Source organism: Rothia sp. (in: high G+C Gram-positive bacteria) (assembly GCF_015265375.1).
In the GTDB taxonomy this organism is placed as follows: domain Bacteria; phylum Actinomycetota; class Actinomycetes; order Actinomycetales; family Micrococcaceae; genus Rothia.
Genome location: NZ_JABZXW010000022.1, coordinates 1 through 23,003, shown reverse-complemented (window position 1 = coordinate 23,003; position 23,003 = coordinate 1). Strand labels below are relative to the sequence as shown.

Sequence of the window (23,003 nt, the reverse complement as noted above, 5' to 3'; positions counted from 1 at the left end):
AGAGACAAATGAATTTTCTTCCGTTCACGCGTGGAGGGCGTTCGCAGGACGTTGCTTCCTCCGCTTCTGAGGGCTCTCGCATAGCTTCTCGTTCTGGCTCCCGCGCTTTGGGCGCGGCGGCTGCTTCTTTTGCGATGGTTGCGGCTTCTTTGGGCCCGATTGCTTCGGGTGCACAGGCTGCTGATGCCCGCTATTACGATGGTTCGTCGAGCGAGCGCGCTGCGGCGAGCTGCTGGGAAGCCAAGCAGAATAACCCGCAGGCGAAGAGTGGTGCGTACTGGCTGTACACCACTAAGATGAGCGCTCCTGAGCAGTTCTATTGCGATCAGGAAACTGAAGGTGGCGGCTGGGTCATGATTGGCCGCGGTCGTGAGAGCTGGACCGAGAACTACTACGGTCGTGGTAATGCTGATCAGCTGTATAAGAACCCTACCGGTTTTGATGCGGTGCAGCTTCCCTCGAATAAGGTGGATGCTCTATTGAATGGTACTCGCCCGCAGGATTTGGCGGATGGCGTGCGTTTCCACCGTTCGTTGAATGTTGAAGGAACTAAGTGGCAGGATTTCACCGCTAAGCGTGTGGCAAGCCCCCAGTGGTCTTGGTCTTTGCGTGCGAGGATGTACTGGTCTGATATTACGATCAAGAACCCTTACCCCTACACTCGTTATAACTATTCTTCCCGCGAGTCGCAGATGGGTCGTATTTTCTCCCATGATGCGTACGACTTCCGCGGCTTGTACTTTGTGGAGCAAGCCTCTCAGGGATATAAGCAGGGTTTCTCGTATGGCGTGCATGCCCAGATTGGTAACTGGCTGACTGCGCACAAGATGAACAACCAGTCCTCGTACATTTACCGCCCGGCGAATGATACAAACCCTCCCCTGGTATTCACTCAGATGTTCTTGCGCCCGAAGGTGACTCAGAACGATTTGGCGGCTAAGGGTCTGCACGCTTACGGTCAGCAGGGTGCTCCGGCAAGTAATCGCCGCGCACTACCCAATAGCTACTCTGAGAAGTGGAAGTGGCGCACCAGCGCTGACACCGGCACCGGCAAGAAGGGTGAGATGAACACCCAGGTTGAGGCTATCACCGAGGTTGGTGGCGCTGTCTTTACCGGTGGCGATTTCGCGTACGTTGAGTCGGCAAGCGGCGAGAAGGTTGAGCAGGCGTTCCTGGCGGGTTACGAGGTGGGTACCGGCGAGCTGCGCCGTTCTTTCCGTCCGAAGATTAACGGTCAGGTGAAGTCCGTTGAGGCCCTGCCGAACGGTCTGCTTGCTGTGGGCGGCTCCTTCACCCAGGTGAACGGTGAGTACTACAATGGCTTCGTGATTCTGGATCCGCAGACCGGTCAGATCGCTAAGGACTGGGATATCCGCCCGGTGAGCCGCATTGCTTCTGTCCCGGTGCAGATTAAGACTCTGCATGTGCGTGATGGTTACCTGTATATTGGTGGCTCCTTCACTCACCTGAAGGGTCAGACCTCCCCCACTTATGCGTACGCTAGGAACCTGGCTCGCATTAAGTTGAGCAATGGCGAGGTGGACTGGAACTGGCGTCCGGTCTTTAACGGTACGGTCAACGGCGTGAGCGCTTCTGAGGGCAACACCGATGTGTACGTCGCTGGTTACTTCACTCAGCTCAATGGTGCTGAGGCTTTCCGTATTGCACACATGAAGTCGGGCTCTCAGAAGGGCAGCAATTGGAACCACCAGCCTTCGTATATTCCTGAAGGTGCCCGTCTGAATGATCTGAAGAATGAGCGTCTGATGTGGGGCTTCCAGTTCGACGTGCAGGATGCTGGTTCTTCGGTGTGGCTTGGCGGTACTGAGCATATGATCAGCCGTTACGATAAGGCAACCATGCGCCGCACGTATAGCGCAATTACTCGTGAGGGTGGCGATTTCCAGGATCTGCACCTGAACGGCAACACTATTTACGGTGCGTGCCACTGTGGTGATTACATCTACCAAAACTCAACTACTTGGGAGAAAGCGTGGGAGAGTGCACAGGATGCTCAGACTATTCGCCTGGTAGCTGCGTTCGATAAGGACACCGGTCAGGTCCTGCCGGAGTTCGCACCGATTATGAGCGGCGCGTATGGCTACGGTGTGTGGGAATCCTTCGTGGATTCTACTGGCACTCTGTGGGTTGGTGGCGATATCCGTAAGTCGCTGGGTGCTAATGGTGTGCAGCCGACTATTGGCTTCGCTCGTTACGCACCTCGCGATGTGGCTCCTCCGGTTACCCCGAGCAACCTGAAGGTGACGAAGAACGGCTCGAAGGATCAGCTGACTTGGTCGGGTATTTCCGAACGTAATGTGAAGTACCAGGTTCTGCGCGATGATCGTCCGATTGCAACGGTGACTGGTACGAGCTATTCGGTGGACCACCGCGACGGCGCCCGATACTATGTGCGTGCGGTAGATACTGCGGATAACTATTCGGCAAGTACCGAGGCAGTTCAGGCGGCATAACCCCTCATCAGGACGATATGCACTTTTATGACAAAGAATTTTAGTGACGTTCGTCCTATAGTCCCGGGGGGGGTTTATAACCAGCCCGGGACTTTTTTGCACATAGTGAATCTATTTCATTCATTTACATGAAGGTTTTTTCAGCCAGAGATATACATTTACCTTCTAAATAGGGCGTATTAGGTCATTATCTAGGTTCTATTCTCATCATTTATAAAAACGTTATTTTTATGGGTTCAAGTATTCTCCCAGCTTTACGTGTTAGCCTTTAGGTGCCTCGTGACTGCGCGGGGTATTATCTTCCGGAATATAGTCATTCTCACTCCAACCACTAAAGAGGCTTCCTATGTCAGCATTCTTCAAGCAGCCCTCCCGGTCCCGCGTTCTGGGCACTCTGGGCACCCTTGCAGTATCTGCTCTGGTTCTGAGCGCATGCGCCACTGAAAACCCGAGCACCGACAGCTCTTCCTCTGCTTCTGCTTCCGCAAGCGTTTCCGCTTCTGCACACGCTTCGTCAAACCAGTCGTCGAGCACCTCTCCCCAGGTCTCTGAACAGGGCACCGCTTCTGCATCCGCTGAGGCTTCGGGCGAGGCGTCCCCCAAGGCGGATGCTAAGGCTACTTCTTCTGATGGCCAGAAGCTTGAAGAGATTTACACCGGTTCGGAGGAAATGAAGAATGCTTCTTCCGTGCCCGTTGATACTGAAGAAGTGAAGAAGACTACCGAGCTGGTCAATTCTTTTGAGAACATTCTGACCAAGGTTAAGGCGGCTCCTTCCGCTGCTCCCTCTCCCGAACGCACCGCTGACCCGAGCAGTGATGAAGAGGCTGAGCAGCAGAACGTTGAGCAGGCTCGTGCCGTTCTCGATGATGAGACGATTCGCTCCATCGAGGCTGTGGCTGTTGATTCCGCTGCCGCTGAGTTTGCCGTGCAGGCTTCCGAATACGCACTGGCAGGCTGGCACTATGAAGGTTCTTCCACTGTTGTGGGCACTCCCCGTATGACTGCAACTCAGTACAAGGGTCAGCCCGCGCGCATGCTGGAAGTATGCATGGATTCTTCCTCTGTGAAGATCTATGACGAGAATAATCAGCCCGTAAAGGATGACAATTCTCCGAAGCGTTCACTCAATATTTACACCCTCGTTCAGGTCGATGGTCAGTGGAAGATTGCGACCCATGATTTCCCGAACAATCCTGATTGTTAGGGTCTAACTAAAGATGCCGGTTTCCAGCTATGATTCGCTGGAAACCGCGCATTATCGTCCATAGCGCATTAATGTTGATGCGCGTTCAATAACATTTCTTGGCATTCATTTGGAGATATTATGAAAGCCCACCTTGGCATGACGGGCTCAGGCTTTTCTCGTTCTGCTATAACCCGCTCAACTCTTTGCTTGAGCATTGCTACTGCCTTGGCTTTGCCCGTAGCTATCCCCGCTATTACGCCGAGTACCGCTGTCGAACAGACTGCGGAAAAAAGGGACTCTGCTTTCTACAATGGCACGACCTCCGAGCGTGCTGCCGCCAGCTGTTGGGAAGCCAAGCAGGCTAACCCCGAGGCAAAGAGCGGCGCCTACTGGTTGTACACTCCCGCGATGAGCCAGCCGACTCAGTTCTACTGCGATCAGGAGACTGATGGCGGCGGCTGGGTCAAGATTGGTGAGGGCCGTGACGGCTGGACCGAAAACTATGAGGGCCAGGGTGACACCTCCCAGCTCTACAGCGATGCCGCCCCCGCATCGTCCGGTTTGACTCTCGAGCAGGGCAAGCCTCTGAGCTCCCTGCCCGCCGCAAAGACCCCGATTCAGCTTTCGGGTACCACTATTTCTCAGCTGCTCAACGGCACCCGCCCCGATCAGCTGTCCGATGGTTACCGTTTCCGTCGCGCTGTAAACACTTCTGGCACTAAGTGGCAGGAGGCGACGGTGGAGCGCCGTCAGACCTCCGAGTGGACCTGGGCTCTGCGTTCGAACGCTGTCTGGTCTAACGCGGTCGTCACGAACCCTAGCGAGTTCTCTTCCTACGACGAGAATGGCCGCAGGGACTGGCTTAACGGCGAGTGGCAGGACCATATGCTGGGCGGCCAGAACTACGGCTTCAGGACGATGCTCTTTGAGGAAATGGCCTCGCAGGATTACCGTATGGGCTTCCGTTACGGTGCGAACGCTCCCATTTCGCAGGATGGCTCTGAGCCGGCGATGACCGACGCGCAGAACTCCTACATCTACGGCAAGGAAAGCAAAGGTGAAACCTCTTTCGGTTACACCCAGATGTTCCTGCGCCCGAAGCTGACCCAGAACGATTTGCATCTGGGCGCTATCCCGGATTCCGGTACTCAGGCGAGCGCTCGTCGTGCCCTGCCCAGTAGCCGTTCGGCGGATTGGCGCTGGCGCACCAGTGCTAAGACCGCCTCCGGTAAAACCGGCGAGATGAACACCTATGTTGAGGCCATCACCGAGGTCGATCACGGCAACGGCACCTCCAGCGTGTTTATTGGCGGCGACTTCGAGTACCTTGAGTCCTCTACCGGTGAGCATGTTGCGCAATCTAATATTGCTGCTTTTGACCCGGAAACCGGCGAGTTGCGCCGCGACTTCAAGCTGACTGTTAATGGTCAGGTGAAGGCTGTTGAGGCTCTGCCGAATAACCGTCTGGCGGTTGGCGGCACCTTTACCCTGGTTAACGGTAAGAAGCATGAGAGCTTCGTCGTTGTTGACGCTACGACCGGTGAAGTTGCCCCTGAATGGGCCCAGGTTAAAGTCGAAGATCGCATTCGTACCGAGGTCATGACGGTGAAGACCATTCACCGTCAGGGTGACTACGTGTATATTGGCGGCACCTTTACCCACATTTATGAAAGTGACAAGGCGGGTGAGGCGTATTCGCGCAATATTGCCCGTTTTAAGTTGGGCGAGCCTTCTAACGGTGTGCCCGGTATTGTGAGTATAGACCGTAACTGGCGCCAGGTGTTCAACGGTACTGTCAACGGTATTAGCGCCTCCGCTGATAACTCTCATGTTTACGTAGCCGGTTACTTCACCTGGCTCAACGGCGGCCTTGCCTACCGCGTGGCTGATATTACTCAGCATATGCAGAAGGGCAGCCCGTGGGCGTACCAGCATTCTGAGATTCCTGCCGGCGCTAATGTCTCTGACCTGCGTAATGAAACCAAAATTTGGGGTTTCCAGTTCGACGTCCAGGATGCCGGTACCGGCGTCTGGGTGGGCGGTACTGAGCACCTCATCTCTCGTTACGATAAGGCCTCTCTGACCCCCACCTACACCGCGATTACCCGCGATGGTGGAGACTTCCAGGATCTGCATCTGCACGGCAACACCATTTACGGCGCCTGCCACTGCGGCGACTTCCTGTACCAGGATGCGCGCAACAAACCGTCCCCCGTGAACGGTTCAAGCGTGATTCACTCGGTCAAGCTGGTTGCTGCGTTCGATAAGGACAGCGGTAAGATGCTGCCGGAGTTCTCCCCCGCGATTAAGGGTGACCACGGTTTCGGTATCTGGGAGTCCTTCGTGGATTCGAAGGGCACCCTGTGGGTTGGTGGCGATATTCACCGTTCGCTGGGTGTTCACGGCACTCAGGACACCGTCGGTTTTGCGCGCTTTGAGGCCCGCGATGTGACTCCTCCGGCTACCCCGCAGAACCTGCAGGTTGAGCTGAAGGACGATAAGGACGTTCTGACCTGGGATGCTGTACAGGATACCGGTAGTGTCCGCTACCAGATTCTGCGTGATGACCGCGTCATTGCTAGCACTTCGGGTACGAAGTTCGAGATTGACCACACCGATAACGCACGTTACTTTGTGCGCGCTGTGGACAGCTCGGACAACTACTCTGCGTCCACTCCGGTTCAGGTAGCTCCGGTTCGCCCGACTCCTACCCCCACGGAGACCGCGACCGAGACTCCTAGCGCTGATCCGACGGCAAGTGCTGACCCGACCGCGAGCGCTGACCCCAGTGCTTCGGCAAGCGCTACCCCGAGTGCAGAAGCAACTACTGAGGCACCGAAGGAAGAGAATCCGAAGCCTGAGGAGCCTAAGCCTGCCGATCCCAAGCCCGAGGACCCAAAGGAAGAAACTCCTAAGGACCAGATTGTTCTGCCCTACGCGTCCGAGTGGAAGTACATGGTCTCCAGCAAGGCTCCTAACCGTAAGTACGGTTGGAAGTACAACTTCCACTTCACCCTGGAAGATATCGCGCAGGAAGCATGGCAGACCGGCAAGACCCCGATTGGTGTCGGCTCCGGTAACCTTAACACCTCCGTTAATGTTCCGCTTGTGCGTACCCGCCCCAATATCTACGCCTACACCACCATCCAGCTCACTCGTGAGCAGGCGAGCCGCGATCTGGTGCTGACCACCTACGCGGATGACGCTATTGCGGTGGGTGTTAACGGCGAAGAGGTTGGTCGTTCCAACTTTGACACTCGTGGAAAGCTGTGGAATAGCGCGATTGCATCGAGCTCGATTGATACCGCTACGGCTCAGAAGACTCCGGTGACCTTCACCGTTCCGGCTTCTCAGCTGAAGGCTGGTGAGAACCTCATCGCTGTTGAGGTTCACCCGGGCATTAGCCGACGTAACGTTCGCCCGAATGTGAGCTTCGATTTGCAGGCTACCTCCAAGGCACCGGTTGCTGAGCAACCCGCCGAGAAGGAAGGCGACAAGGAGGCGGATGCTCCCGCCGCACACGAGGCTGAGCAGCCCGTGGTCGACAACGCGAACAACGCGGCAGCCGACCCGGGCGAGCGACGCATCGTCAATAACGGAGTCGGAACCCGCGTTCCGATGCAGTCCCGAAGGAACTAATACCTTCTAGACAATCTCAGCTAAATGGGGTTTGATTTTCTGAATGATTCAGGAAATCAAACCCCATTTGCGTATATTCCCCACTTTTCCGTGTTTTTTGCATCATTTATTCCCATTATTTGTGCTTCTGTTATGTGCCTCTCTGCACAATGTTCAGAAATGTTTTCTAAATCCACAATTCACGGGAACAAAGCGCCGATAACCCCCTCTAACAGCACACCAAGCCTACCCGAAGGATCCCGCAAATCTGCATCAAAGCGCATTGTCAGAGGGTTTTTACGACACAATTATTGACCCTGACCACACCCACCCTGTCGCACTTTATCTCGTTGTAAAATATCTATATAGTGGTGTATGTGAAAAAGGGACCAACCACCTCTTTTTTCGCGTGCGGGACTTCCGGACTTTCTCGCAACCGCCCCGAAAGGGAGTAATTCACTCTCCTTCACTCCTCTCACCGATTAAAAAGGAATGTGCATGTCCACCTCTGAGGCACCTCACGCCCCGAACTCCGCGCCCGCATCGGGATTTGCCGCGAAGTTCTCCCACACCCTGCGCTCCCTTGAGGCAGCGCAGAAGCCCGGCATTGGCGTTCCCGCCTACACCCGCTGGGTCAACCGCCGAGTAGCACGCTACTTCGCTGCGGCAGCTGTCGCACTGGGCATCACTCCCAACGGCGTCACCGCAATTTCCGCTGCATGTTCTGCAGCTGGTCTCATCGTTCTGATTACCTGCCCGCCTAGCGTTGGTGTGGGTATCTGCGTTGCATTGCTTTTCGCTCTCGGTTACGGTCTGGATTCCGCTGACGGCCAGGTTGCTCGCGTGACCGGTGCGTCTTCTCCCGCCGGTGAGTGGCTCGACCACGTGGTCGACTCCATCCGTGTGCCCTCCGTGCACATGGCGACTCTACTCTCCTTCCTGCTGTACCCGGCACACTACTCTTTCACCGGTTCCAGCGCATTCAACGGCTGGATTATTGCTATGCCGATGATTTTCACCGCGCTGACCGCCGGTCAGTTCATGAGCCAGATTCTGGCTGAGCAGCTGCGCAACAACCGCAAGACCGCGGCTCCTCCGACCGGTGGCCCCCTGCGTTCCTTCATCAACCTGCACATGGACGCTGGCACCCTCTGCTGGATCTACATTTTCGTTGGTTTCGGCCCCGTATTCGTCATCGTCTACGCGCTGCTTCTGCTGGCTAACGCCGCAACCGTTCTGCTGTCCATGCGTCGCAAGTACGTTAGCCTCGCGACCCCCGCTGAGTAAGGAGAAACCCAATGATGCACTTCACCTCTCGCACCCCCGCTGTTTCCGCCGTAATCGCAACCAACGGCAAGCGCCCCGAACTGCTACGCGTGGCGGTCCGTTCCATCCTTGAGCAGAGCTACCGCGGCTTCGTTGAGGTTGTTGTCGTCTTTGACCGTGTTGAGCCCGACCGCCTCGAAGATATTGAGGTCGGTGAGAACCGTGCCCTGAAGATTGTCTCCAACACCCGCTCCGGCGGTCTGGCGGGCGGCCGCAACAGCGGCATTATCGCCTCCAGCGGTGAGATGATTGGCTTCTGCGATGACGACGACTACTGGATGCCGTCCAAGCTCACCCAGCAGGTCGCTCTCTGGCGCGAAAACCCCGAAGCAGCCGCTATCTCTTCGGGTATTACCGTCCGCTCCGGCGGTCAGGACATCGTACGCCTGGCGCCCGAGCGCGCAACCTTCGCGGACTTCCTGCGTTCGCGCATCACCGAAATTCACCCCTCCGCCATGCTGTACTCCCGCGAGGACCTGCTCGGCGTTGACGGTCAGCCCGCCCGCATCGGCCTGGTCGATGAGGAGCTGCCCGCCGCATACGGCGAAGACTACGACCTGCTGCTGCGCGCAACCCGCCACGGCGATGTACTGAGCGTGCCCGAGCCGCTGATTCTGGTGCTCTGGGACCGCCCCTCCTTCTTCTCCGGCAAGTGGCAGTCCATGGTTGACGGCCTGAGCTACATTCTGCGTAAGTTCCCCGAATTTGAGCAGGATCCCAAGGGCCTGGCACGTATTGCCGGTCAGATTGCCTACGCTCAGGCGTCCCTGGGCAACAACAAGGAGGCGCGCGCTTACGCTCGCGCGGCTCTGCGTCGCGACCCCAAGCAGCTTCGTGCGTGGGCGGCGTATGTTGTGTCCACCGGTGTTATTAAGCCCGCTACTCTTCTTGATCTCGTCCAGAAGACCGGTCGAGGTCTCTAACCAGGTATCGCACAGACATGGTTTCTTCTTCCGTTCTTTCTCATCCGGGTGCTTCGCCCGTGGCGCTAAAGGATTCCGCGGGGTCGGCTAGTACGCCGCCCAGCGGTATTCTGCGTGCCCGCGCGCGCATCCGCCCGATGTCGACAGCGCAGAAGAAGCTCCCTGCCTGGCCCCTGCTGGCGTTGCTCTATGGCTTCCCGGCACTGTGGGCTATGGGGTTGCTTCAGATTGCGCCGCTGGTACTGGCAGCGATCATGCTCTTTTACCTCATTATTCGAGGTAATGTGCGTGTGCCCGGCTCCCTGTGGGTGTGGGGTGCATTCTGCGTGTGGGTTGTTGTTGCGGCGCTTGCTCTGACCCGTTCCACCGACATGATCGGTTGGGGTCTGCGTTTTGTGAACATTCTCAGTGCAGGCATTTACGCCCTGTACTACTACAATGCGCGTTCCTCTATTAGCCTCAACAGGTTGTTGGGTGGTCTGGCGACTCTGTGGGTGACTCTCATTGTTCTGGGTTACGGCGGCGTTCTCTTCCCCGAGTTCCGTCTGCGTACTCCGATGAGCTTCATCATGCCGTCTGGTTTTATGCAGAACCCTCTGGTGCGCGACTACATGCTTCCGCCGCTGGCGGAGGTTCAGCGTCCGTGGGGCGCTCCCGAGGCGTATATTCGTCCCTCCGCACCGTTCCCCTACGCGAATAGTTGGGGTTTGGCGTACACCCTGCTCACCCCGGTGATGCTGGCGTGCCTGCTGCGTCTGCGTTCCATCTGGCTACGTATTGCTCTGCTGATTGGCATGGCGCTTTCTACCGTGCCGGCGATTGCAACCAGTAACCGCGGCATGTTCATTGGTCTGGGTATCAGCGCGGCGTACGTTTTGTTGCGTCAGTTCCTGGCGGCTAATTGGCGTGCTGTAGGTATGGGTATTGCGGCGATTGCGGCTGTGGTTGTGGCGCTCTTCGCTTCGGGCACCGTGGACAATATTCTGGGTCGTCAGGACTACTCGGACTCCACCGGTGGTCGTGCGGCGCTCTACCGTGCCACCTGGAAGGCGACTTTAGAGTCCCCGATTATCGGTTACGGCACTCCGCGTATGGAACCGAGCATTGGTGTGTCGATGGGTACCCAGGGTTACCTGTGGACTCTGATGTTCTGCTTCGGTTTCGTGGGCCTGGCCCTGTTCGCGCTCTTCATGGTGTGCACTGTGGCAAGCGGCGCGCGAGTGAAGACTACGTCCGGGTACTGGCTGCATAGCGTTCCGGTCGCATGTTGCGTCGTCTTTATCTTCTACAGTTTCGATATTGCTCAGCTGACCATTCTGATGCTCGCGTCGATGGCGTGTATTCGTTCCATTCGGGATGGTGAGGGGCTATGACGAAGAATCAGTCCCCTCGTGGTTTAGATACTTCTGCGGTTTCATCTTTCGAGGATGCGTATTCGACGGGTGGTCACCCTAGCCGCCGTGCGCGTCTGCGTGAGAGCGGCGAGTACGTCGAGCCGGTAGTGGAGCAGGCTGACCCGCAGGCAGAGTCTTCTGCTGATGAGTTCGCTCCGACGGTGGACGATATCCGTTCGGGTCGTTTTCCGGCGACCACGGCGCTGTCGATTGTGCCTCCTGCTCAGGGCTTTGCCCCTAAGGACTCGCTCCCCGAGTCTTTGGTAGTGGGTTCTGAAGCTACAGATTCTGCAGATGCAAGCGCTGCTGCTGGCGCTCATCTGCCCGGTTCCCGACGGGTAGCCTCGGCTACTGCTGAGTCTGCCGCTTCTAAGGCGCAGGCTGATAGCGGCTCCATGAAGGATGCACCGGTCAGTACGCCGGCCAAGAAGGCTCCCGCTAAGGGTAAGCAGCCTAGCTTGGCGAAGAGCGGCTCTCTTGCTTCTCTGTGCGTGATGTACGGTGCGGGTATCGCGTTCGTGACCACGATGGTGGTGTCGAACGGTATTGGTGCTGAGGGTTCGGGCGAGTTTTTCCGTCTGATGGCGCTTTTCGCGATTGCGATTTCGCTGGTGACTTTCGGTGCGGATACTGGCTTGGTTCGTACGATGAGCGCTCAGCGTGCGCTGGGTCGTTACGGTGTGCTCCCGCAGCTGATTCGTTACGGTCTGATTCCTTCGCTAGTGACTTCGGTGCTTCTGGTGGCGGGCGTGTACATCTACACCGAGATTGTGCCTATGGCTCCCGAGTATCAGGCGGCGATGCGCGTCAGCTCGGCTTTCGTGCTGGTGGCGGCGCTGATGACGGTGTTTTTCGGCGCTCTGCGTGGTCTGCACCGTGTGGTGACCTTTACGCTTTTGCAGAATGTTCTGCTTCCTACGCTGCGTTTTGCGGCTGTGGGTTTGGTGGTTCTGTTCTCGGGTCATCTCATGGATCTGGTGTACGCCTGGACTGTTCCGGTGGCGATTACTGCGGTGGTTGCTCTGTGGCTTTTGGAGCGGGCGTTCCCATCCGAGGAGCATGTGGAGGTTCTTCCTTCTGAGGATTCTCCGACCGAGACGTTCCGTTCGTTCTGGGGTTTCAGTTCTGCACGCGGTGTCGCTACCGTTGTGGAGACGATCCTGGAGTGGATTGACGTGCTGGTCGTGACGGCGTTCTTGGGTGCCGCTGCCGGTGGTATCTATGGTGCTGTGAACCGTTGTGTTCGTGTGGGCACCATGATTGAGCACACCGGACGCGTGGTGACCGGCCCGTCGATTAGTGCGGCGTTGGCTACCCGTCAGCTAGATCGTGCTCGAGAGATTTTCCTGTCGACCACTCGCGTGTTGACTGCGCTGTCTTGGCCGTTCTACCTCTCTCTGGCGTTCTTCGGTCCCGTGCTGTTGCATTTCTTCGGTAAGGGCTTTGAGGCTGGCGCCGGTATTCTCTGGGTGATTTGCCCGGCGGCAATGCTGTCGATGAGTGCCGGTGGTGTGCAGTCTGTTCTGCTGATGAGCGGTAAGAGCCGCTGGCAGCTGTTGAACAAGCTCTCCTCGCTGGTGGTGGCTGTGACCTTGAACTTCACGCTGGTTCCGGTTTGGGGCCTGTACGGTGCGGTGACGGCGTGGGCCTCTGCTCTGCTGATTGATACCTTCCTGGCGAGCTACCAGGTGTTCCGTCTGGTCGGTATTCGCGCTTCGGTTCGCGAGATGGCTCCTTCGCTATTCTTGGGTGCGGCTGTTCCGACGGTGTGTGCTCTGGCGTCTTTGGCTTTCTTGGGTCAGAGCGTGCTGGGTGTCATCGTGTACGTGGTGCTGCTGGTGCCGGTGTACGGTGCGGTGTTGTTCCGCTTCCGCAAAGCACTCGGTATTGAGCGTTTCCTTTCCGCCCGCCGAGCGAAGTCTTAGCCTTCCGCTTCTTCTACAGTTTTTCTCCGATATTTAGTGTCCGTTTCTCTTCCTCAAGGATGTCCTCATGGATAACACCTCTCATACCTCCTCGGTTACCCTTGGCAGCCAGGTACGTCGCATTTTCCGACACCGTCTGCTGATTCTGCTGTCGGTTGTGGTTTTTGCTGTGGCGGGTGCCGTCTACGGCTACATGACCAATAGCAAGTACACTTCTAAGGCTTCGCTGGTTGTTTACCCGCTGGTGGTTGATCCCGCCGGTACCGGTAGCGCTAACTCCGCGAAGGTGGATATTGCGACCGAGTCTCGCGTTGCATCCTCTCGCGAGGTTGCACAGAACGCGGCAAAGTCTCTGATTGCTAATGGCGATACCCTCTCTGAGGCTCAGCTGACCAGCCGCCTCATGAACTCCGTCAAGGTGACCGGTACCTCCCAGACTGCTGTTCTGGATATTGAGGTGACCCGCCCCAACGGCACTGAGGCTGCACGTTACGCTAACGCTATGGCGAACGCGTACCTGCAGGTTCGTTCCGAGTCGCTGAAGAGCAGCGTTGATTCTGCTCTGCACCAGATTGATGAGCAGATTTCTGGTCTCGAGGGTGACAACAACCGTGCGGCTCTGCTCTCTCAGTTGCAGGACCGTCGCGCTCAGATTCAGCTGACTTCCACCACCGGTGGTCGCGTGATGAGCGAGGCTCAGGTTCCTTCTTCTTCCTCGGCTCTTGGCCCGGTGAAGATGGGTATTGTTGGTGCTGTTGCCGGTCTGCTGATTGGTGCTGTGCTGGCGTACGGTCGTGACCGCACCATGCGTCACGTTGGTTACGCTGATCGCCTGGAGGATGCTGGTATCCCCGTTCACGAGCTGGGTTCCACCTCTGAGGCGAATGACGCGTTCATGCTGCTGCGCACCATCGGTGCTCCTGACGGCGATGTGAAGAGCGCGGGGGCTTCCGGCATTGTGATTCTGCCCGGTACTGACCGCGGTGTTGAGCACCTGTACCAGATGCTGCAGCGTGTTCTGCCCACCGAGTACGCACGTTTCACCGATTACGCTTCGGTCCGTGACGCTCTGACCCGCCACACTCCCGAGTCGCTGGTTGAGAAGAGCGAGACTCCTCTGGTGATTAGCCTGAGCACCGCTACTCCCCTGTCGACCCAGCTACGTTTCGTTCAGGCTGGCGGCGTGGCTCTGGTTCCGGTGACTGCGGCTACTTCTCTGCAGCAGGTTCGTGAGCTCTTCGCTCAGCTGGATCAGCTTGAGGGCGTGAACGCTCTGGCTGTGTTCCTGGACCGCGAGTAATTGCGAGTAATCGGGTTTCTGTTGATGGATGCCTCGCTTCTGTGCGGGTTCGTCCTTCGTCCTTGAGCGTAGGGTGCGGTGACACCTGCTGAGGCGGATCTGTTGCGGCAGGTCTGTTGATGCAGGTGTTGCCGGGCCCGGCAGCTCACCCTTATCTTCTCTTCTTATTTTTCTCTTGTATTGGGGCTTTAGGAGAACACTATGACTGAGGCAACTTCCTCTCAGGCACCGAAGAAGAAGCTTCTGCTGGTTTCTAGCAGTGGCGGACACTTGAAGCATCTGACGGCTACTTCTGCTGCGTGGCAGGATTATGACCGCGTATGGGTTAGCTTTAAGCAGCCCGATGTTGAATCTTCTCTTGCTGATGAGAAGACCTATTGGGCTTATTACCCGACTACCCGAAATATTAAGAACGCTATTCGTAATTTGTTCTTGGCATTTCGTATTTTCCCGAAGGAACGCCCGGATGCGGTTGTTTCTGCGGGTGCGGGTGTTGCTGTTCCTTTCTTTGTTGCGGCTAAACTTTTTGGCGTAAAGACTCTTTATATTGAGTGTTTTGACCGCCCGACTCTGCCGACGATGACGGGAAAGATGCTGTACACCTTTGCTGATCGAATTATTGTTCAGAGCGAGGAACAGCAGGAAAATTTCCCTGATTCTCGTGTGATTCATCCCATTTTCTAAGAGTGATGAATTTATCCTGAAAATAGCGTCCCCGCGTGTGCTGGGGGCGTTATTTTCGGGGTATAGTATTTATTAAACATACAGATACGCATAAGTCGTGCGCTCCACTGTGGACTCACCATCCAAGCGAACTAACCACTCGCCAGAGAAGCGTATGCGGAGATTACTCACCATTTTCTCCGGCACGACGCCGCCGCGTATACCAATGATGCCCTCCGGATTTTTGCGTCAGGTATACGGGGTTACTACCGATAAATACATAGAGAGGAATAGGCGATGTCTATTCAGAACTTCCCCCACGTCAGCGTTGATACTTCCAAGTTCGACCTGCCCGTATTTACCCCTGCCGTCGCGCCCGTTCGTATTCCTACCAAGACTTACGATTTGGTGGTGTCCCTCGGCACCGACGTTCACACTTTTGATCGTCTTCTGCGCTGGGTTGAGGCTTACCTTGAGGCTCACCCGCAGGTCACCTGCCTCGTGCAGCACGGCCACACTGCGCCCATTAAGCACGCAGAAAACCTCAAGCTTCTTCCCGCCTCCGAACTGCTGGACTACTACGCAACCGCACGCGTAGTACTGGTTCAGGGCGGCCCCGGCTCCATCCAAGATGCACGCCGCACCGGTGCTCTGCCCCTGGCTGTTCCGCGCCGTGCAGAGTTCGATGAGGTTGTTGACAACCACCAGGTCCCCTTCACCGCTCTGATGGAGAAGCGCGGCCACGCTGTTGTTGTTGAGAGCCGCGAAGACCTCTTCGCTAAGCTCGATCTTGCTCTGGCGAACCCCTCCCTGTTCCGCACCGCTGAGCCGTACATCTCCACCCCGGAGATTTCCGCAGCTCAGCTGGGCGAGGAACTGAAGGACCTGCTCGCCGGCAAGACCCACCGTAAGGATTCCTTCTGGGGCCGCCTGAAGCAGGCTGCTCGCGCGCACCGTGCGGGTAAGGCTGAGATGGCTCGCATCGACGCGATGGCTCCCAGCGCCTAAGGTTTTCTTGCTTTCTAAGCTCAGCATCCCCATGATGCGGTGTGGGAGGCGCCCTACCGGATGCTTCCCACATTTTTAGACCGGCATGCGAATCCTCCAACCACCCTGTGAGAGGCTGCGAACGTTTTCCCTTGTTCACGGCATATTCTCAGGTTGATTCGCGTCTTTACATTGGTTGCGAAACCCCGCGCACCGTATCCTTAGTAAGGGATAATGCGCGGGGTTTTCGCGCACTACGAAAGGAACAATTATGACAGTTCAGGAATCGACCGTTATCAACGCAAGCGTTGAGCAGGTTATCGAGGCGTTCTCCAGCGAGGACTTCGCACGCTTCGTCTGCTCCGAGGTTGGCGTTGAGTTCAACAGCTTCTCCGTTTCCGGTGACACCTCCGCTGAGTTCACCGCAACCACCGAGCGCACCGTGCCCGCTGATCGCGTACCGGACATCGCTCGTAAGTTCGTCGGTAGCGGCGTCTCCATGACCCAGGTGGACACCGTGAGCGCACCGGCAGCTGATGGTGCACGCACCGTCTCCACCGAGGTGAAGGTCAACGGCGTACCCGTGTCCGCTCAGGCTACCCAGCACCTGATTCCCGAGGGTGACAAGACCCGCCTGGACGTCAACGGTGAGGTTTCCTGCTCCATCCCGCTGGTGGGCAAGAAGATTGCTGCCGCTGCTGAGCCGCAGGTTGGCCGTGTGCTGAAGGTTCTGGGCACCTCCGCTGAGAAGTGGCTGGCACAGCGCTAAAGCTTATAAACGCTCGCCTTTGGAGGTGTAGCTGATATACGGCTAGATACGCCGATATGCAGAGGATCCCCGTCGTAAGTAATTACGGCGGGGATCCTCTGTTCTTTATGGGTCTCTATGAGCTCTGGGTCTCTAGAGCTCTAGCGCCCTAATAAGGACTTATGCACGTTAGGATGTGACAGCGTTAGGAAGCGACAATCGCCTCGGAATACTCGCGCTCGCCGAGTAGCTCAGCGAAACGGCGCATCTCTACACGCAGGTCGTGCTCTGCTTCGAGCAGGTCAACAACCTTGCGCAGCTTGGTGCTGGAGGTGTGCTCGGTGTAGGGGAAGTAGTGTACTTCCACGCCGACCTCTGCGAAGCGTGCTTCGAGGGCGTTGCCCTTGTCGGTGCCCTTCCAGTCATCGCCCTTGAAGAAGACGTTGAAGGGCTTCTGCTTCCAGGTTTCGAGTTTGTCGGGGGTGGTTTCGACGTGCACTTCGTCCACGTAGTCGATGTGGCTGACGATAGCGGCACGCTCTTCGATGGGGATGACGGGACGGCGGCCCTTGGTCACTTCCAGGACGTCATCGTGCACAACGCCTGCAATGAGGTAGTCGCAGTTTTCCTTGGCCTTGCGGAGAATCTCGAGGTGGCCGTAGTGGAAAAGGTCGTAGGCGCCTGCGGCGTAGCCAATAATCATGGGGCTTCCTTGTGGTTGGTAGCGGCGATGGGTATTCCGGTGTGGTTGAGGTACCGGAGGGTGAGAAACATATCCGCAGTCTGGGGTGAGAGCCTAAGAATAAGTGAAGAATGTGCAATATTGAGAAAATATTTTCTTATTATTGCCCTATTTCTTCTCTCTGTCGTCCCAGAGTATGCGGGTCCGAAAAGAGTTTCTCGAGGGTGCTGGTTGGGCGCCCTTCGTCCTTTTATTTTACCAGTCACCTTTTTAGAGGAAAAAGGGAAAGATATAAATATGAGGCGGATACAGTGTAGTATCCGCCTCATATTTTCTATACGTCGCTTGAAATCAAAGAAAGCTTATATAGATAAACAATTATCTACGAGGTTTTAGCGAAGAGTTTTAGCCAGTATTTTCTACATGCTTTGACCGCATATGCTTACGCTCTCGTGCAATATTTTAGGTTCAGTAGCCATTCGGTATTTTCGGTTGGCGTTCAAATACTAGCTACTCCCCCGCCGTTTCAGACTGCTTTCCCAGCAAAGAACTAGTTCTTGGCTGCTGCTTCCTTGGTAGCTTCTTCAACAGCAACCCACGAGAGCATTGCGCACTTCACGCGCGCCATGAACTTCGAAACGCCAGAGAATGCCGCCATGTCGCCGTACTCCTCTTCGTCCAGAGTCACCTTGCCACGCGAGCGTAGCATCTCACGGAACGCATCCACGTGGCTCTGCAGCTCGGAGATAGTCATACCGGGAGCCATCTCAGAAAGCACAGAAGCGGCAGCCATCGAAATGGAGCAACCGTCGCCTTCCCAAGAGATTGACTCGATGGTCTTCTCGCCATCCTTCAGCTCGTCAGAGAGCACCACGCGCAGGTTGATTTCGTCACCGCAGGTGGGGTTGTACTGGTGGTTATCGGCGCTTGCGTGACCGGCGGGTACCTCTACGAGGTGCTCGCCGCTACGCTGCTTGGAATGCTCCAGAATAATTTCCTGGTACAGGGATTCAAGAGACACGGTGTTCTTCTTCCGTCAGTTGGTCTGTCTGAAAAATTTGGGGCGCTAGCGTCTAACGCATCTACGTTTAGAAGCCGAAGTAGGGGCGCACCTCAGCAAGCGCCTTCAGGAAAGCGTCCACGTCTTCGGTGGTGTTGTAGATGTAGGTGGATGCACGGGTCGAGGCAGTCACGCCGGCGCAGCGGTGCAACGGCTGGGCGCAGTGGTGGCCCACGCGCACGGCGATGCCCCGAGTATCGAGCAGCTGCCCCACATCGTGCGGGTGCACGCCGTCGATTGCGAGGGCTACCAAGCCAGCACGCTTGGAGGGGTCGGCGGGGCCGAGCAGACGCACGCCTTCAATCTTCTGAACACCCTCAACCAGGCGAGCGCCCAGTTCGTGCTCCCAGGCCTCAACATTCTCCATACCCAGGTGCTGCAGGTAGCGCACAGCGGCGGCGAAAGCTACCGCCTGGGAGACGCGCTGGGTACCCGCCTCAAACTTAATGGGGGCGGGCATGTACTCGGCGTCCTGCAGACCCACGCGGGTAATCATGGAGCCACCGGTCAGGAAGGGTGGCAGAGCCTCAAGCAGTTCCGCACGGCCGTAGAGGGCACCGATACCGGTGGGTGCCAGCATCTTGTGGCCGGAGAACGCCGCAAAGTCGACGTCCAGGGCGTGGAAGTCTACGGGCATGTGCGGCACGGACTGGCAGGCATCCAGCACAACGAGAGCGCCGTGCTTACGAGCCATGGCGACCATGCGGGGCACGTCGGTAATCGCGCCGGTCACGTTCGAAACGTGGGTGAACGCCACGATGCGGGTCTTCTCGTTGATGATGCCCTCGGCAGCTTCGTAGTCGAGCTGACCGTCCTCGGTGGAGGGAATGTGGCGCAGGGTTGCGCCGGTACGCTGGGCAAGAATCTGCCAGGGAATGAGGTTCGCGTGGTGCTCAATCTCGGTGGTGACGATTTCATCGCCGGGGCCCAGCGCGAAACGCTCAGCGGCGGGACCGCCAATACCCTGCGAGGCGTTGCCAATAGAGTAAGCCACCAGGTTCAGTGCCTCGGTTGCGTTGGAGGTCCACACGATCTCTTCGTCAGTGGCACCAACAAAGTTCGCGACGGTAATGCGCGCATCCTCAAACAGGTCGGTTGCTTCGACCGCGAGGGTGTGAGCACCGCGGTGCACGGCGGAGTTAGCGTGCAGGTAGAAGTCGCGTTCAGCGTCGAGCACCTGAAGGGGTTTTTGGCTGGTCGCCCCCGAATCCAGGTAGACCAAGGGATGCCCGTTGACCTCGGTATTGAGGATCGGGAAGTCCTGGCGAAGCTGGCGTACGATGTCGTCGCTCAGCGGGGTGTTGGCGGAGGTGGAGTATTCAGCCACGGGTACCTTCTTCTCTCGCTCATACGCTCCACGGGTCGGGTATTTTCCCGTCGTGGAGCGTATAACGTCATTCTTTTCTAGCTTATTCTCTCGCCGGGCGCTTGCATAGTTAGGTAGAGCCTAGTTCACACCTCGACCCGAATCATGCGTTGCTCCGGTTCAGTGCTTGCCCGGCACGGGTCATGCGCTAGGAGCCTGCGCCGTGGTAGCGCTGCTGGGTTGCCAGCAGGCCTTCCTTCACGAGCATCATGGTTGCATCCGCCGCGTTCGAGATGAGGAAGGGCAGATCCTTCGCCTCGGTACTGCTGAAGGGCTTGAGCACGAAGTCTGCGGTGTCCATGCGTCCGGGAGGTCGGCCGATGCCGGTGCGCACACGGTAGTAGTCCTTGGTGCCCAGCGCCTTGGTAATATCGCGCAGACCGTTGTGGCCGCCCTCTCCCCCACCGATCTTGAGCTTAATGGTGTCGAAGGGGATATCGAGTTCATCGTGGACAACGATAATGTGGTCGGGGTCGATACCGTAGAACTGGGCTAGAGCCGATACCGGGCCGCCCGAGGTGTTCATATAGGTCAGGGGCTTGGCCAGCACTACCTTGGGTCCGCCTATACCCAAACGTCCTTCCAGCACCTGGGCGCGCGCGCGTCCGTGCTTCTTGAAGCCACCGCCTACTTCACGCGCCAGTTCATCAACCACCATCTGGCCGATGTTATGGCGGGTTTTCTCGTACTCCGGGCCCGGGTTCCCCAGACCAACAATGAGCCACGCATCAGACATATCTTCGCCCTTTCCACGGCGCTGTAAAAGGTTTTTAGAAAATTCATGGACTACACCATTCTATGAGTATGGCCCGCTACCACCTCAGAAGAGAGGTAGCGGCGGGCCATCCACAAATCATTGTTGCGCTAGGCGCAGGGCGCGGTCTAGTGCTTTGAGTTATCTGAGTCGTGAGCTTCGCCAGCCTGATCTGATTCCTCGGAAGCTTCAACGATGTCACCCTCGGGTGCGTTTTCGCCTTCTTCACCGGGCTCGGGAACGTCGAGTTCCTCGGGCTCAGAAACGTTAACGATCAGCAGTTCAGCGTCTGCAACCAGGGTTACGCCTGAGGGCAGTTCAACGTCTGATGCCAGAACGTGAGCGCCAGCTTCGCGGCCTTCGATGCTCACGGTCAAAGCTTCGGGTGCCTTCAGTGCGTCAGCTTCAACCAGAAGAACGGTTTCTTCCTGGTTAGCAACGGCGCCAACAGCAGGCTCGCCTTCAACGTGTACAGGAACCTCAATCTCAACGCGCTCGCCGCGCTTAACGGTCAGCAGGTCGATGTGCTGCAGTTCAGGGCGGATTGCGTGACGCTGGATGTCCTTGATCATTGCGAGGTGTGATTCACCTTCGATGTCGAGGTCGAGGATAGCGTTGGGGACGCGGGCAGCCAGGGTGGTTGCGTGGCCGGGGAGTACTACGTGCTTGGGCTCTTCGCCGTGGCCGTAGATGACGGCGGGGATGTCGCCTGCCATGCGGATGCGGCGCGCGTAGCCCTTGCCGAAGTCGCTACGTACGGTAGCTGAAATTTTGATGGTATCTGACATGAGTTGTCCACCCTTTCTTGGTTAGAAGTTATGCGCCAAGTGGAATAGGGACTGGCGCCAGAAATCTCTTTCCAACCAGCCACCGTCAGTTACGGACCTACACGTTTCGTGTATTCCACCGCCTTGGCTAAGACAATATTGTACAGGTTCCCGGCTCTTCTTCAAGGGCCGGGAACCTGTGATATGGCGCTTTTCACGCCTTTTATGCTGTTGTCAGCAGATATAGAGCCAATTCCTTAGAGGATTAGGAGCCCATTTCTGCCAAGTAGGCGGCAAGCGCCTCGCGGTGATCACGCGGGGTGAAGCCTGCAGCAATCAGCTTGGACAGGTCCATTGCCGAGTTCGTCGGACGGTGAGCGAAAAGCTCAACGTTGGCGAAGTAGGCCTCGGTGGTGGTGTCGCTGACGCGTGCCGGGTCGTGGCCGGTACCCTCGTACACCGCGCGGGCGAACTGGGCCCAGTTGATGACTTCACCGGTGTTCGACACGTTGTAGGTGCCGTATTCAGCGCCGGAGAAGAGCAGGTGCAGGGCAGCAGCTGCCAGGTCCTGGGTGAAGGTCGGGCGGCCCCACTGGTCGGCGACCACGGACGGGTCGATGCCGCGCTCAGCCAGGGATGCCATGGTGCCCACGAAGTTCTTGCCGGCGCCCACAACCCAGCTGGTGCGCAGGGTGTAGTGCTTACGCCATGCGGCAGCGGCAACCTCACCGGCAGCCTTGGATGCGCCGTAGACGCTCAGCGGTGCCAGGGGGTAATCCTCCGGGTATTCCTCGCCCAGGGGCAGGGAGCCGTCAAAGACGTAGTCGGTGGATACGTGAACCAGCGGCAGGTTAGCTTCTTCACAGATGGAGGCAAGAGCGCTCACGCCCAGGGCGTTAGCTGCCCAGGCGTCGCGGCGACCCTCGGGGGTTTCAGCCTGATCCACTGCGGTGTACGCTGCAGCGTTGATGACCGCGCGGAAGGAGCGCCAACGGAATGCGTCGCGCCACTGCTCGGGCTTGCCCAGGTCGAGGCGGTCGCGATCCACGGCCAGGAAGGGTACGTTCTGCTCGGTGAGCTGGCGAACCAGCTCGGTGCCGAGCTGACCGCCCGCGCCAATGATCAGGATAGGGTCGGCTTCCAGGGGCTTGATCTCGTTCAGACGCGGGTGGTTACGGTCCTTCTCGGAGAGCTCTGCCTTCGCCAGGTCGATGGGCCAGTCGATTGCGACGGTCTCATCGGCAAGGTTCAGGAAGCTGTAGCCGGATACTGCGTCCGCCGACCAGTGGTCGTTCACCAGGTAGGTGTAGGCGGTGTTCTCTTCCAGGGTCTGGAAGGAGTTACCCACGCCGCGGGGCACGAAAATTGCGGTGTCCGGACCCAGCTCAACGGTGACGACCTTGCCGAAGGACTCGCCAGCGCGCAGGTCAACCCACGCACCGAAGATACGACCGGTCGCAACAGAAACGTACTTATCCCACGGCTCGGCGTGGATACCGCGAGTGGTACCTACCGAAGCGTTGAACGAAATATTGTTCTGCACAGGGTTGAAGTCGGGCAGACCGGCGGCGACCATCTTCTCGCGCTGCCAGTTTTCCTTGAACCAGCCGCGGTTATCGCCGTGAACCGGCAGGTCAATGATGAGCAGGCCGGGAATCTCGGTTTCAGTAACCTTCAATTCCTTGGTCATTACTGGCCAGCCTTTGCGTACTTCGCCTCAACCTCAGCCTTCAGGGGCTCCCACCAGCCGCGGTTGTCGGTGTACCACTTAATGGTGTCGGCAAGACCGGACTCGAAGTCGGTGAACTTCGGCTCCCAGCCGAGCTC

At 57.4% G+C, this 23,003-nt stretch carries 17 protein-coding genes and 1 pseudogene; 11 read left to right on the top strand and 7 right to left on the bottom strand.

The annotated features are described in order from the left end of the window. The first annotated feature begins 8 nt into the window (after positions 1 to 8). The 11 genes from HXO69_RS04440 (at position 9) to HXO69_RS04390 (ending at position 16,568) form a co-directional block, all read left to right on the top strand. Positions 9 to 2,474: a fibrinogen-like YCDxxxxGGGW domain-containing protein gene (locus tag HXO69_RS04440; protein WP_296545548.1), complete on the top strand. Its 2,466-nt coding sequence runs from the start codon at positions 9 to 11 to the stop codon at positions 2,472 to 2,474. A 346-nt stretch (positions 2,475 to 2,820) separates the two neighbouring features. Continuing rightward, entirely contained in the window at positions 2,821 to 3,681 is an 861-nt protein-coding gene (locus tag HXO69_RS04435; protein WP_294642751.1) for a hypothetical protein, read from the top strand. Between the two features lie 120 nt (positions 3,682 to 3,801). Then, positions 3,802 to 7,302: a fibrinogen-like YCDxxxxGGGW domain-containing protein gene (locus HXO69_RS04430; protein ID WP_407072259.1), complete on the top strand. Its 3,501-nt coding sequence runs from the start codon at positions 3,802 to 3,804 to the stop codon at positions 7,300 to 7,302. A 477-nt stretch (positions 7,303 to 7,779) separates the two neighbouring features. After that, the gene (locus tag HXO69_RS04425; protein ID WP_296545545.1) at positions 7,780 to 8,568 is read left to right on the top strand and encodes a CDP-alcohol phosphatidyltransferase family protein; all 789 of its coding nucleotides are present in this window, start codon (positions 7,780 to 7,782) and stop codon (positions 8,566 to 8,568) included. 11 nt (positions 8,569 to 8,579) lie between these two features. Next, complete coding sequence (locus tag HXO69_RS04420) at positions 8,580 to 9,530, top strand: glycosyltransferase (protein WP_294642754.1); 951 nt, start codon at positions 8,580 to 8,582, stop codon at positions 9,528 to 9,530. A gap of 17 nt (positions 9,531 to 9,547) precedes the next feature. After that, entirely contained in the window at positions 9,548 to 10,903 is a 1,356-nt protein-coding gene (locus HXO69_RS04415; RefSeq protein ID WP_070832835.1) for an O-antigen ligase, read from the top strand. Further along, positions 10,900 to 12,849, top strand: a complete 1,950-nt coding sequence (locus HXO69_RS04410) for a lipopolysaccharide biosynthesis protein (protein WP_296545541.1) — start codon at positions 10,900 to 10,902, stop codon at positions 12,847 to 12,849. The genes HXO69_RS04415 and HXO69_RS04410 overlap by 4 nt, the downstream gene beginning before the upstream one ends. Before the next feature lie 67 nt (positions 12,850 to 12,916). Beyond that, positions 12,917 to 14,149 carry a Wzz/FepE/Etk N-terminal domain-containing protein gene (locus tag HXO69_RS04405; protein WP_296545540.1) on the top strand — a complete coding sequence of 411 codons (1,233 nt, stop codon included), beginning with the start codon at positions 12,917 to 12,919 and terminating at the stop codon, positions 14,147 to 14,149. Positions 14,150 to 14,350: 201 nt separating this feature from the next. Then, positions 14,351 to 14,833 (top strand): PssD/Cps14F family polysaccharide biosynthesis glycosyltransferase, encoded by a 483-nt coding sequence (gene pssD, locus HXO69_RS04400; protein ID WP_049327955.1) that lies wholly within the window; start codon positions 14,351 to 14,353, stop codon positions 14,831 to 14,833. A 276-nt stretch (positions 14,834 to 15,109) separates the two neighbouring features. Further along, positions 15,110 to 15,820, top strand: a complete 711-nt coding sequence (locus HXO69_RS04395; RefSeq protein ID WP_296545538.1) for a glycosyltransferase — start codon at positions 15,110 to 15,112, stop codon at positions 15,818 to 15,820. A 250-nt stretch (positions 15,821 to 16,070) separates the two neighbouring features. Further along, complete coding sequence (locus HXO69_RS04390; protein WP_296545536.1) at positions 16,071 to 16,568, top strand: DUF2505 domain-containing protein; 498 nt, start codon at positions 16,071 to 16,073, stop codon at positions 16,566 to 16,568. A gap of 184 nt (positions 16,569 to 16,752) precedes the next feature. Here HXO69_RS04390 and HXO69_RS04385 read toward each other — a convergent pair whose 3' ends face one another. From HXO69_RS04385 to HXO69_RS04355, 7 genes and pseudogenes are all read right to left on the bottom strand, one after another. After that, a complete protein-coding gene (locus tag HXO69_RS04385; RefSeq protein ID WP_005508886.1) occupies positions 16,753 to 17,250 on the bottom strand; it encodes an adenylyltransferase/cytidyltransferase family protein in 498 nt (165 codons plus the stop codon). Between the two features lie 529 nt (positions 17,251 to 17,779). Then, a complete protein-coding gene (sufU, locus tag HXO69_RS04380; RefSeq protein WP_049355035.1) occupies positions 17,780 to 18,250 on the bottom strand; it encodes a Fe-S cluster assembly sulfur transfer protein SufU in 471 nt (156 codons plus the stop codon). Between the two features lie 67 nt (positions 18,251 to 18,317). Then, on the bottom strand, positions 18,318 to 19,616 hold the full coding sequence (locus HXO69_RS04375) for an aminotransferase class V-fold PLP-dependent enzyme (RefSeq protein WP_296545533.1): 1,299 nt from the start codon (positions 19,614 to 19,616) through the stop codon (positions 18,318 to 18,320). Positions 19,617 to 19,803: 187 nt separating this feature from the next. After that, entirely contained in the window at positions 19,804 to 20,391 is a 588-nt protein-coding gene (gene pth / locus HXO69_RS04370; protein WP_102033939.1) for an aminoacyl-tRNA hydrolase, read from the bottom strand. A gap of 146 nt (positions 20,392 to 20,537) precedes the next feature. Beyond that, the gene (locus tag HXO69_RS04365) at positions 20,538 to 21,197 is read right to left on the bottom strand and encodes a 50S ribosomal protein L25/general stress protein Ctc (protein ID WP_012904012.1); all 660 of its coding nucleotides are present in this window, start codon (positions 21,195 to 21,197) and stop codon (positions 20,538 to 20,540) included. 244 nt (positions 21,198 to 21,441) lie between these two features. Then, positions 21,442 to 22,866 (bottom strand): dTDP-4-dehydrorhamnose reductase, encoded by a 1,425-nt coding sequence (rfbD, locus tag HXO69_RS04360; protein ID WP_296545530.1) that lies wholly within the window; start codon positions 22,864 to 22,866, stop codon positions 21,442 to 21,444. Further along, positions 22,866 to 23,003 (bottom strand): annotated as a pseudogene (locus HXO69_RS04355) (dTDP-glucose 4,6-dehydratase); the annotation flags it as partial. The gene rfbD and the pseudogene HXO69_RS04355, both read right to left, overlap by 1 nt.

What these genes read in the sequence shown, in the direction of transcription:
- HXO69_RS04390 (WP_296545536.1), top strand. Translation starts at nt 16,071, where the DNA reads ATGACAGTTCAGGAATCGACCGTTATCAACGCAAGCGTTGAGCAGGTT.
- HXO69_RS04435 (WP_294642751.1), top strand. Translation starts at nt 2,821, where the DNA reads ATGTCAGCATTCTTCAAGCAGCCCTCCCGGTCCCGCGTTCTGGGCACT.
- pth (WP_102033939.1), bottom strand. Translation starts at nt 20,391, where the DNA reads ATGTCTGATGCGTGGCTCATTGTTGGTCTGGGGAACCCGGGCCCGGAG.
- HXO69_RS04385 (WP_005508886.1), bottom strand. Translation starts at nt 17,250, where the DNA reads ATGATTATTGGCTACGCCGCAGGCGCCTACGACCTTTTCCACTACGGC.
- pssD (WP_049327955.1), top strand. Translation starts at nt 14,351, where the DNA reads ATGACTGAGGCAACTTCCTCTCAGGCACCGAAGAAGAAGCTTCTGCTG.
- HXO69_RS04365 (WP_012904012.1), bottom strand. Translation starts at nt 21,197, where the DNA reads ATGTCAGATACCATCAAAATTTCAGCTACCGTACGTAGCGACTTCGGC.
- HXO69_RS04395 (WP_296545538.1), top strand. Translation starts at nt 15,110, where the DNA reads ATGTCTATTCAGAACTTCCCCCACGTCAGCGTTGATACTTCCAAGTTC.
- HXO69_RS04415 (WP_070832835.1), top strand. Translation starts at nt 9,548, where the DNA reads ATGGTTTCTTCTTCCGTTCTTTCTCATCCGGGTGCTTCGCCCGTGGCG.
- HXO69_RS04405 (WP_296545540.1), top strand. Translation starts at nt 12,917, where the DNA reads ATGGATAACACCTCTCATACCTCCTCGGTTACCCTTGGCAGCCAGGTA.
- HXO69_RS04440 (WP_296545548.1), top strand. Translation starts at nt 9, where the DNA reads ATGAATTTTCTTCCGTTCACGCGTGGAGGGCGTTCGCAGGACGTTGCT.
- HXO69_RS04430 (WP_407072259.1), top strand. Translation starts at nt 3,802, where the DNA reads ATGAAAGCCCACCTTGGCATGACGGGCTCAGGCTTTTCTCGTTCTGCT.
- HXO69_RS04425 (WP_296545545.1), top strand. Translation starts at nt 7,780, where the DNA reads ATGTCCACCTCTGAGGCACCTCACGCCCCGAACTCCGCGCCCGCATCG.
- HXO69_RS04410 (WP_296545541.1), top strand. Translation starts at nt 10,900, where the DNA reads ATGACGAAGAATCAGTCCCCTCGTGGTTTAGATACTTCTGCGGTTTCA.
- rfbD (WP_296545530.1), bottom strand. Translation starts at nt 22,866, where the DNA reads ATGACCAAGGAATTGAAGGTTACTGAAACCGAGATTCCCGGCCTGCTC.
- HXO69_RS04420 (WP_294642754.1), top strand. Translation starts at nt 8,580, where the DNA reads ATGATGCACTTCACCTCTCGCACCCCCGCTGTTTCCGCCGTAATCGCA.